Annotated in this window: 2 protein-coding genes; both read left to right on the top strand. The window is 75.9% G+C overall.

What is annotated here, in order from left to right; all coding sequences use genetic code 11:
- Positions 1–1,289: trypsin-like peptidase domain-containing protein (locus tag DKT68_RS14585; protein ID WP_236646900.1), on the top strand; the 1,289-nt coding region annotated here is incomplete at its 5' end.
- Positions 1,290–1,439: 150 nt separating this feature from the next.
- Complete coding sequence (locus tag DKT68_RS14580) at positions 1,440–2,432, top strand: hypothetical protein (RefSeq protein WP_109817948.1); 993 nt, start codon at positions 1,440–1,442, stop codon at positions 2,430–2,432.
- Positions 2,433–2,439: the final 7 nt, after the last annotated feature.

Genomic DNA, 2,439 nt, shown 5'->3' with positions numbered 1-2,439 from the left:
ACGGCTCGGCACCGGCTGGTCAGCCCGGCTCGCCGCAGGCCCCCCACGGCTCGGCGGCGGCTGCCCAGCCCCAGGCCTCCGCGCCGGGCGCGCCGTACGGCGCCGCGCAGGCGCCCTACGCCTCCGCACCGGGTGCACCCCAGGGCGCGGCCCATGCCTCCGCGCCGCACGGTTCCGCGCAGGCGCCGCCTGCCCCCGCGCCGGGTGCGCCGCACGGTTCCGCGCCGGCGGCGTACGGCTCCGCGCCGTCTCGCCCGTACGGCACGACCGCGCCGGGCAGCGCCGTGCCGTACGCGGCCGGTGCCCCGGTGGCGGGCGCCGGTGGCGGGGCCTACCCGCCGGCCGCACCGGTCCACCCTTCGTCCTCGGGACCGGGTCTCCCGGGCGGCGGTGGCTACCCACCCCCCGGCGACCAGGCCAGCGCACCGCCGTTCGCCACCGCCGGTTACCCCGGTGCGCCGGTGCAGGCCGGCTGGCCGGGCGCCGTCCCGCAGCCGACCACCCGTCCCACCCGCCGCCGTTGGCCGGCGGTGCTCGCCACGCTGGCCGTCGTGGTGCTGGCGGCGGTGGCCGGCGTGCAGGCGTACCAGCTCGACCGGCTCGGCGACCGGCTCGCCGACACCGACCGGCGGTTGGCGCAGGCCCAGGACGGCGACGGCACCCGCCTCGACGGCCTGGAGAAGCGCGCGGAGGCGCTGGAGAAGCAGGCCGGCGCCGCGTTCAACCCGGAGGCGGTGGCGAGCGCCGTGCTGCCCAGCGTGTTCCGGGTGCGGGCCGGGGAGTTCACCGGCACGGCGTTCGCGGTGGGCAAGCCGGCGGCCGGTGGCGGAACGAACCTGTTCACCAACTTCCACGTTGTCGAGGCGGTCTGGGACGGCGGCGGACGCCAGGTCTTCCTGGAGCGCACCGACCAGCGCTTCCCGGCCACCATCATCAAGGTCGACAAGACGAACGACGTCGCGCAGCTGCGGACCAGTGGCAAGTTCACCGGTCTGGTCACCGCGCCCGCCGCGGTGAAGTCCGGTCAACAGATCGTCGTCGTCGGCGCTCCGCTCGGCCTGGAGGACAGCGTCACCACCGGTGTGGTGAGCGCCTTGCGCGCCGCCCAGGGCGGTTCCGGGCCGGCACTCCAGTTCGACGCCCCGATCAACCCGGGCAACTCCGGCGGGCCGGTGATCAACGGCAGCAAGGAGGTGGTCGGCATCGCCACCGCCAAGGCGCGCGACGCCGAGGGCATCGGGCTGGCCGTACCGATCAAGGTCGCCTGCGACGGTTTCAAGATCTGCTGACCTGACGGCCGGAGGCATCGCCGCCGCGCCACCCACGGCCATCGCCGGCCGTTTCCCGATCCCGCCCAATCTGCGGCCCCCGGCGTATCCCGCCGCCGCACCCGGTCCGTCGCGCCCATCGGCGCGGGACCTGCTCACCTGGAGGAACAGATGTCCCAGCCACCGACCGCGCCGGACGGTCTCCCGCCGGCCTCCCCGACGCCGCCGACCGGCCCGGACCAGCCGCCGTCCGCCCCGGGCCAGCCGCCGTCCGCCGCGGACCAGACCGTCTCGTACGCCGCCGGGCCGCCGGCCGCCCGTTCGTACGACGACCCGACCGTGCGGTACCCGGCCGGCCAGGCCGCCCCGCACCAGGCCGCCCCGCACCAGGCCGCCCCGCACCAGGCCGCCCCGCACCAGCCGGCCCCGCAGCAGTACGCGCCGGGCCAGCCCACGCCGCAGCAGTACGGGCCGGGCCAGGGCGCGCCGCAGTACGGGGCCGCCCAGCCGGTGCCCCCGCAGCACGGCGTACCGCAGGGCGGGCCAAGCTATCCCGCCAGCGCACCGCCATACCCCGGACAGGTCTCCACGCCGCCGGTCTCCGGCCCGGCGTACGGCCAGCCGATGTCGGCGCCGCCGGTCTCGGGCCCGGCGTACGGCCAGCCGGTCTCCGGCGCGGCGTACGGCCAGCCGATGTCGGCTCCGCCCGGGATGGCGACGCCGTATGGCCCGGCCGGTGCGCCGGCAGCCGGTCGAGGTCGGGCGGTGCTGGTGCTGGCCCTGGTGGCCGCGCTGCTCTTCGTCGTCAGTGGGGTGATGACCGGGCTGTTCGTCACGAAGAACAGCGAGCTGAACCGGACCGAGAAGCGCCTCGCCGGTCAGGTCAGCCAGCGTGACGACACCATTGCCGCCAACACCACGGAGATCACCAAGCTGAGGACCGACCTGCAGACCATGCAGGCGAAGCTCGACAACACCGAGCAGGACCTGACTGGAACGCGCAACGACCGCGACGAGCAGGCCCGGCAGAAGAAGGTCATCGCCAGTTGCCTCGACAAGCTGACCACCGCCCTCGGCGCGGCCGCGGCCGGCAACAAGAGCGCGTACGACGCGGCGATGAAGGGCCTCGACAAGGTCTGCGAGGAGGCGGACAACTACCTCTGATCGACGC

It is taken from the genome of Micromonospora acroterricola (genome assembly GCF_003172955.1).
Taxonomy (GTDB): Bacteria; Actinomycetota; Actinomycetes; order Mycobacteriales; family Micromonosporaceae; genus Micromonospora; species Micromonospora acroterricola.
The sequence above is the reverse complement of the archived record's forward strand: the minus strand, read 5'-3'. Positions and strand labels throughout refer to the sequence as shown.

Excerpts from the sequence above, each read along its gene's own strand:
- DKT68_RS14580 (WP_109817948.1), top strand. The coding sequence starts at position 1,440 with ATGTCCCAGCCACCGACCGCGCCGGACGGTCTCCCGCCGGCCTCCCCG.